9 protein-coding genes are annotated in these 7,656 nt (G+C 45.2%); 2 read left to right on the top strand and 7 right to left on the bottom strand.

Going from position 1 to position 7,656, the window contains the following annotated elements:
• Window positions 1–364: 364 nt before the first annotated feature.
• The 5 genes from xylB to V7K21_RS30460 all read right to left on the bottom strand — a co-directional run bounded on the left by xylB (window position 365) and on the right by V7K21_RS30460 (window position 5,199).
• Entirely contained in the window at window positions 365–1,828 is a 1,464-nt protein-coding gene (xylB, locus tag V7K21_RS30480; protein ID WP_335179839.1) for a xylulokinase, read from the bottom strand.
• A 349-nt stretch (window positions 1,829–2,177) separates the two neighbouring features.
• Entirely contained in the window at window positions 2,178–3,080 is a 903-nt protein-coding gene (locus V7K21_RS30475) for an SDR family NAD(P)-dependent oxidoreductase (RefSeq protein ID WP_335179838.1), read from the bottom strand.
• An 87-nt stretch (window positions 3,081–3,167) separates the two neighbouring features.
• Window positions 3,168–4,664: a mannitol dehydrogenase family protein gene (locus V7K21_RS30470; protein WP_335179836.1), complete on the bottom strand. Its 1,497-nt coding sequence runs from the start codon at window positions 4,662–4,664 to the stop codon at window positions 3,168–3,170.
• Window positions 4,621–4,860, bottom strand: a complete 240-nt coding sequence (locus tag V7K21_RS30465) for an extracellular solute-binding protein (protein WP_335179834.1) — start codon at window positions 4,858–4,860, stop codon at window positions 4,621–4,623. The genes V7K21_RS30470 and V7K21_RS30465 overlap by 44 nt, the downstream gene beginning before the upstream one ends.
• A 141-nt stretch (window positions 4,861–5,001) precedes the next feature.
• A complete protein-coding gene (locus V7K21_RS30460; RefSeq protein ID WP_335179832.1) occupies window positions 5,002–5,199 on the bottom strand; it encodes a hypothetical protein in 198 nt (65 codons plus the stop codon).
• Between the two features lie 221 nt (window positions 5,200–5,420).
• Here V7K21_RS30460 and V7K21_RS30455 point away from each other — a divergent pair, with 221 nt between their 5' ends.
• Entirely contained in the window at window positions 5,421–6,224 is an 804-nt protein-coding gene (locus tag V7K21_RS30455) for an SDR family NAD(P)-dependent oxidoreductase (protein ID WP_335179830.1), read from the top strand.
• Between the two features lie 372 nt (window positions 6,225–6,596).
• Here the strand turns inward: V7K21_RS30455 and V7K21_RS30450 are convergent, their stop codons facing one another.
• Together V7K21_RS30450 and V7K21_RS30445 are read right to left on the bottom strand one after the other, a co-directional pair.
• Window positions 6,597–6,785: a hypothetical protein gene (locus tag V7K21_RS30450; protein ID WP_335179828.1), complete on the bottom strand. Its 189-nt coding sequence runs from the start codon at window positions 6,783–6,785 to the stop codon at window positions 6,597–6,599.
• Between the two features lie 36 nt (window positions 6,786–6,821).
• Window positions 6,822–7,145 carry a hypothetical protein gene (locus tag V7K21_RS30445; protein WP_335179827.1) on the bottom strand — a complete coding sequence of 108 codons (324 nt, stop codon included), beginning with the start codon at window positions 7,143–7,145 and terminating at the stop codon, window positions 6,822–6,824.
• Between the two features lie 238 nt (window positions 7,146–7,383).
• Between V7K21_RS30445 and V7K21_RS30440 the strand changes: the two genes are divergently transcribed.
• Window positions 7,384–7,656: PfkB family carbohydrate kinase (locus V7K21_RS30440; RefSeq protein ID WP_335179825.1), on the top strand; the 273-nt coding region annotated here is incomplete at its 3' end.

Below are 7,656 nucleotides of genomic sequence, written 5' to 3'. Positions count from 1 at the left end.
CTAAGAACATCGGGAGCCGTGTACACGGAAACGGGTACGCACGGATCTAACTGAGAGGTGCGCGGGATAACACCCGCCATCGACTCAAACAAATCGCTTTTACATCGCATCTACCCGCTTAGTGCAACATTATTGTTGTAATTAGTAATAGCTTTAAGACTCTGGCGCATTTTTTAGACTCTACCTTTCGGCAGACCCCTAACAAAACTCGCAGTGGTAGCGATCGCCATAACATCTGTAATTCAAAACTCACATTTTTTTGACAACTGGCTGTGCCACTCGATTCCCCTGTAAGTGGCTGATATTAGACTGACCGCTTCTGGGAGTGCCGCTTTGATTGTGGTAATAGGCAGTATAATGTTCCTTAACGAACAATTTTCAAGGTATCGTAAAGTAGCTTGTAGCGATTAAACCCTGCTTCATATAAAGGATTTGCCTGTGGTACCACATGGCTATCCTGCGGTACTATTTTCAATACAGCTTCTAAATTAGGGTAAGCACCAACACCCACCATTGCCAAAAGAGCTGCTCCGTAAGCCGCTCCTTCTTCGGCTTTGGGAGCAATCAGTTCTGTTTGCAAAACATCTGCTAAAATTCGTAACCAAATGTTAGAGCGTGCCCCTCCACCCGTTGCCAAGAGTTGATGAACAGGAGCGATCGCGCTAATAACTTCCAAGGCTGACCGCAAGCTGAATGCAACCCCCTCCAAAACGGCACGAATTATATCTGCCTGCATATGGGCTAATGACAAATTCACTAAAGCACCCCGAGTATCTGGATCGAGATGGGGACTGCGTTCTCCTGAAAGGTGAGGCAGAAATAGGAGACCACGGGCACCAGGCTGCGATCGCTCTGCCATATCCATGAGATCGGTGTAGGATATATGCGGTGCAAATGTATCTCGATACCACTGTAGAGAACCACCGGCTGCCAGCGTTACTCCCAAGAAATGATAGCCACCATCTACATGGCAGAACAAATGTACCCGGCCTTCTGGATCGGGAATTGGGCGATCGCACGCTACAAAGATAACTCCTGACGTACCAATACTTAAACTACCCCGGTTCAGGTTGCTTGATGAGATGCCTAAACCGTAAGCTGCTGCTGCATTGTCACCTCCGCCTGCGATCACAGGTAATCCCACAGGTAATCCCACGCGGGCGGCTATTTCTGATTTTAGCCGTCCCGCGATCGCGGTAGATTCGATGATTGGGGGGAATAACGCCGGGTTGATATCGAGAGTATGGAGAATATCTGTATCCCATTGCCGATTCGCCAGATTCAGACACCCGACACCAGACGCATCAGATGGTTCTGTCACTGACTCGCCAGTTAACACATATCCCAGATAATCTTTTGGCAAAAGAATTTGCCACAACCGAGCATAGGCTTGTGGTTCTTCAGCCCGCAACCATAGAAGCTTTGGCAGTTGAAATCCTGTAATTGCCGGATTTCCAGTCCGCTGGATCAACTCCTGACGGGGAATCGTGGCTTCAATCTCAACAACAGCTTTACCTGTGCGCTGGTCATTCCACAAAATTGCTGGTCTGATCGCTTTACCTTGGGCGTCGAGAGGAACCATGCCATGCATTTGTCCAGACAAACCGAGGGCTATCGCTTGGTATCCGTCTAACTGTTGAGTAACATCTAACAGAGCATCCAAACTTGCTTCGACCCAATCCGATGAGTTTTGTTCCGTCCAACCGGGTTGTGGAGTGAACAAGGGATAGCTTCTGGTTGTTTGAGCGATAATTTGCCCTTGCAGGTTAACTGCGATCGCCCGTACTCCTCCTGTACCCAAGTCTAAACCAACTACGATATCGGTCAATTGTCCTCCTAAATTCTCAATCCTATAGGACTTACAAAAAAAGTCTCTCAAACCCTCTTTCCTTTATGTCCTACCCTGCGGCTTCGCCTTTAGACGTTCTCGTAAGAGTAGCCGCTTTGCGTCTATGCGGTTCGTTATAATTTTGCGTAAGTCCTGAAACCTTCAAATAACTCTGCTCCTGCGACAACAGCCCCCATACTTGGGTTCAGCGATTACAAACCAGGTGTAGGTGTTTAGGTCACATTCAGCAGCAGAGGGCTTGGTGGTCGAACTGAAGCGTTCGATACCTGCGTACAGAGGACAAGAAACTTAGAACTCATAAATTCTTGCTTTTGTCAAGGCAGAAGTTCTATTCCTGTTGCGTTGGTCGAATTAAAATTTCATTCACGTTGACGTGAAGTGGTTGGGTAACGGCATAAGCGATCGCCCGTGCAATATCTTCCGGTTGCAGGGGAGTGACGGCTTTGAAACGGGCTTCGAGCGCCTGTTTTGCTGCGGGATCGCTAATGTTGTCAATAAATTCGGTGGCAACCAGACCGGGTTCAATAATGGTGACGCGAATATTGTGTTTGTGAACTTCCTGCCGCAGAGCTTCTGAAATCGCATTCACGCCCCATTTTGTGGCGCTATACACACCCATGCCCGCCCGTGTAATCCGTCCGGCAACGGATGAAAGATTGACCACATGCCCTACGCCCTGTGCTTTGAAGATAGGCAAAACTGCATGAGTCGCATACAGCAATCCCAAAACGTTCAGGTCGAACTGTCGCCGCCACTCTGCTGGATCGCTATCCTCAATCGTTCCCAATCCTCCAATGCCGGCATTATTCACAAGAATATCGATTCGTCCCAAAGTTGTGTTGACCTTTTGCACCAGATCATTAACTTGGGTTTCATCGCTGGCATCCGTGACAATCGGTAAAGCCTTTCCCCCAACCGCTTCAATTTTTTGTGCAACTTCGTTCAATCGCTCGATTCGACGAGCCGCGATCGCCACGTGTGCGCCTTCTTCTGCAAGAGCGATCGCCGTCGCCGCCCCAATTCCCGAAGATGCACCTGTAATAATTGCCACTTTTGCATCTAATTTGCCTGCCATCATTTGCTCCTGATAATTTTCTGATACTTGATGATTGAACTCACTCTCTAGTAACTGTAGCCCATCACTAGCGGCTTCAGCCGGGTACCACTGACTGCGCTTTCTTTCAGTCGCTTTCTGATGGTTCCATACCTGCGTACAGAAAACAGGAGACATACTCTCCATAAGTTTGTGCTTTTGTCAATGCGTAAGTACTAGGCGGAAATAAAACTTCCGCCTTGGAAATTAGCAGCTTTCATCTGGTTAAGTTTTCTCTAACAATCGGGCTAATGTTTCTTTAGCTCCAAACTCATACAATTTGCGTAGATTGTTTGCAACCGTATCGGCAAAAGGCGACAGCGATAAATCGCCAAAAATTTCAGTCAGGTTGAGCAATGGTTTGGCATCGGAACCACTAGAATGAGCTAGTTGAGTTAAAGTACCTGCTATTGGGTCATCAATGGGAATAGAGTTACCTTGGTCATCAAGTCCATTCAGGTAACGAAACCAAGCAGCAACGGTTAAGCTCATGTAATCAATTGCCACATTTTTGCGTAGCGCGTCACGAACTGAGCCTAAAACAAATTTTGGCATTTTGGCGGAGCTATTGAGGCAAAGACGCGGCAATTGATCGCGAATCTTAGGATTGGCAAAGCGTTCAATTAAAGTTTTTTTGTAATCGTCTAAATCAATCCCCGGTACAGATTGCAGTGTCGGCGTAACTTCTGCCATCAAATTATCGACGGCTTGCCGGATTAACGGATCTGCCATCACCTCATGAACGTAAGTGTAGCCTGCCAAAGAGCCGAGATAACCAATCAACAAGTGACTGGCATTGAGCAGTCGGATTTTCATCATCTCGTAAGGATGAACATCGCTGGTCATCTGAACTCCAACTGATTCCCAATCCGGTCTACCTGCGCTGAAATTGTCTTCCACTACCCACTGAAGGAACGGTTCAGCAACAACTGGAAAGGCATCATCGATGTTAAACTGTTCTGCCACCATTTTGATATCTGCTGGGGTTGTGGCGGGGGTAATCCGATCGACCATGCAATTAGGAAAAGCAACCTGTTCAGCAACCCAACGCCCCAATTCCGGGTTTTGCATTTGGGCAAATGCGGTCAACATTTTGCGGGCAATGTTGCCGTTACCTTGCAAATTGTCGCAGGACAATACGGTAAATGGTGCTATTCCCTGTTGACGGCGGCGATTAAGAGCTGCTGTCAAAAAGCCATATACTCCAATTGGCTGATCGGGATGCTGCAAATCGTACTGAATTATTTGGTGATTGGCATCAAATTCACCGCTACCTTCAACATAGTAGTAGCCCCCTTCGGTAATGGTGAGGGTAACGATGCGGCATTTGGGATCTGCTAAGGTGTCAATCACAGCTTGGCGGTTATCTGGTGCAAATAGATATTCGGTAATTGATCCAATCACACGAGCGCGATCGCCTGATGGTGACTTTTCAACTAGGGTATACAAACAATTTTGTTTTTTCAGTGTATCCCGCATCCGTTTGTCGAATTCTAGTAGACCAACCCCGCAGATTCCCCATTCACTGCCGGGATTTTGATGGAAGTAATTATCCAGGTATAAAGCCTGATGTGCCCGATGAAACCCACCAACACCGATATGGACAATACCATTAGTGATTTGATGGCGATTGTAATTGGGTACGCGAACGTTATTTCCTAAATGGGACAGATATGCTTCATTCAACTTGATTGCTGAGTCTGTGCTGATATCGCTGTTCATGAGATTCATTTTGGGTTAGGTAGTGACGATGAACTTTGGGAATGGCTTCACCGTCGCGATCAAACAAATCTTTTCGGTAGTAGAGCATGGAACTTTCCCCATAGAATGGTACAGCATAGAGTTTGCCATTGTTGGAAAGCCCTTCTCGTATGGGTTTGAGCAGGTCATCTCCATCATATTCGCCTAGTTGATCCAAGGGCTTTAACTAATCCCGCCTAGCCCAGATTGGTGTTTTATAAGAACCGATCGTCATAACATCAAACTGCCCACCTTAGCTAGCAACATCTGTAGTTGTGCGTTGGCGCAATACATTTTCTTCCAGCACAACCCATCAGAGTTAAATATCAGAATTAGCTGACTCAAATTTGCGAGAAAGCCCTTGCATCACCACCATGTTGCCATTATTAACAGTGGGGATCATCAGTCTAGTTTTCTCTGCGGCTTGCAATCGCGGTGAACAAGCATATAGAAGTTGCACCAGCATCACTCCAGCGAGAAATGCAACCAGCACTTTAGCGAAGCGGAAGATACGCATCGCATGACTCCTTTAAAGTAAAAAAACCGAATGAAATAAATTTTTGATTTTATGCTCTATTTTTGGGCAAAAGCTCAATAATAGAAATCATACCAATCCCATTTCAATCATGGGCATTTGCAACAATTCTTCAATTAATCCCAGGATTCATACAGCCAGGACATAGAAGGCGATTCCCAATCTAAAATCCAAAATCCAAAATGGTATAAAAGGTTAAAAATATGACAGCAAAAGCAACCTATCAGTTTGCAGGTAAGACCATCCTAATTACGGGCGGTGCGGGAGATATTGGCAAGGCAACTGCACACCGTTTTGCTGCTAATGGGGCAGGAATAGCCCTGCTAGATTTGAATGAACCGAAGATGGCAAATGTGGCCGAAGAACTAAAAAGTTACAACGTTCCAGTCGGCACATTTTGCTGTGATGTTACAGCTATTGATGATGTTGGCAAAGCCTTTACTGAGGCTGTAGAGCAGCTTGGGCGGATCGACTATGTATTTAATAATGCAGGCTATCAAGGAGTGTTTGCCAAGACCGACGAATATCCTGAAGACGACTTTCAAAAGGTGATCAACATTAACGTTGTCGGTGTTTTCCACATTCTTAAAGCAGCTGCACAGCACTTGCGTGATGCAGGTGGAGGTGCGATCGTTAACATGGCAAGTTATGCAGGCGTAATCGGACCGCCAAATATGTTAGCTTATAGTGCTTCTAAGTTTGCAGTTATTGGAATGACTCAGACAGCAGCGAAAGATTTAGCTCCCTACGGCATCAGAGTAAATGCACTGTCTCCGGCGCTGATCGGCCCCGGTTTTATGTGGACACGGCAAACAGAATTGCAAGCAGCAGCGGGTTCTCAGTACTTTGATGTTGATTCCAAGGTAGTTGAGCAACAGATGATTAATTCAGTGCCAATGCGACGCTTGGGAAGTTTGGCAGAGGTCGCAAATGGGGTAACGTTTTTGATGAGCGACGAAGCAAGTTATATAACCGGGTTTAACTTGGAGGTGACTGGTGGTCAATAGAAATTTCCCGATAGTGAGCAAAAATTATATCGGTGGGCATATACTCAAAGCCATACAATCATTCTTTTGGTAGGTACATAGTTTCGGAAGGTAGGGTATAAGAAAACCTTTATTAGAGCGGCGCGATCATAAATTAGATTTAGCTATATTTGGTAGTGACACTCTTGCGCTTGTTGGCTAATTCGCACCATTAGCAACAGCATTAACAACAAGATTTTTATATGAAACAGGACTTACGCAACTGGCACAGTGCGATCGCTATTTATTAGTACATACGTCTTAAAAATCTCCGAAAACAGGTAAAAGCTTTGCATGACTGACTTTCATCACGCGATCGCATTCTGGAATTGAAGCGCTGTTTAAGAGGATGTTTTAAAAGTCGAAACCAGTACACTGGTCGAGAGCCGGAATTGTCCAACGAGCAGTTACAGGATTATTAGCAACCTCATTCACATCTACAGGTGTCAGTGTTGGAACTCCCAGAATTTCTAAAGAAGCAGAGATAGCATTACGAAAGTGATTGTCATTTAGTCCCAACCAATCCCGCGAGTCTTTCAACATTTCTTGTAACTGCTCAACTTATTTAGTCAAATCCTGTTAGCGTACTCTGGCTTGCTCCAGTTCCTCATTAATTACTTGCGTGTTTACTGTTTCCTTGTTATTGAGTTGTTGTGCCTGATTAATCGAATCGGTAAGATTATTTACTTCTTGATGGCGAATTCCATTAGCCAGTAAGCGCGACACATTTCTTTCAACGACTGGTGCAAGGCTACCAAGTTCTTGTTGAATCGTGGCTGTTTTCCGCACCAGTACATCCAATACTTTGTCTTCTGTGCGTTGCGGTAAGACAAAGTAGTAGCAATGGACAACAGGCGATCGCTGTAATTTGCGGTCAATCCGTCCATCCTTGACGGGTTCCACGGCACATCAAAGTGGAACAAGTCAGCACAATTGTTTTGCAGGTTCACCCCCTCCCGTGCTGCATCTGTAGCAATCAGGATTCGCAAGGGATGACGCGCTATTTCAGCGTTAAATGCACTTTTGGTAGCTTGAAAAAATGCGGGTCTACGAAATTATGACCAAGCAACTTTTATCTGCTCTCTATCTGTTATTATCAATTCTGTTCAAGTCAGACAAAAATTATTCTCGGAGATAAACAATGGGTAAGAAATATGATGTTTATGGTATAGGTAATGCCTTAGTAGATATAGAATACGAAGTATCTCCAGAGTTACTACAACAGTTAAAGATTGATAAAGGTGTAATGACACTCCTAGATGAAGACAGTCAAAATCATATTTTGGAAAATCTCAAAAATCTTCATTGCCATAAGAGTAGTGGAGGTTCAGCAGCAAACACAATAGTGGCAATTAGTCAACTAGGAGGAAAAACTTTTTATTCCTGTAAAGTAGCTAATGATGAATTTGGAGAC

Source organism: Nostoc sp. (assembly GCF_036919595.1).
Lineage (GTDB): Bacteria > Cyanobacteriota > Cyanobacteriia > Cyanobacteriales > Nostocaceae > Nostoc.
Note: the sequence above shows the minus strand (reverse complement) of the source record. Positions and strands in the feature narration are given on the sequence as shown.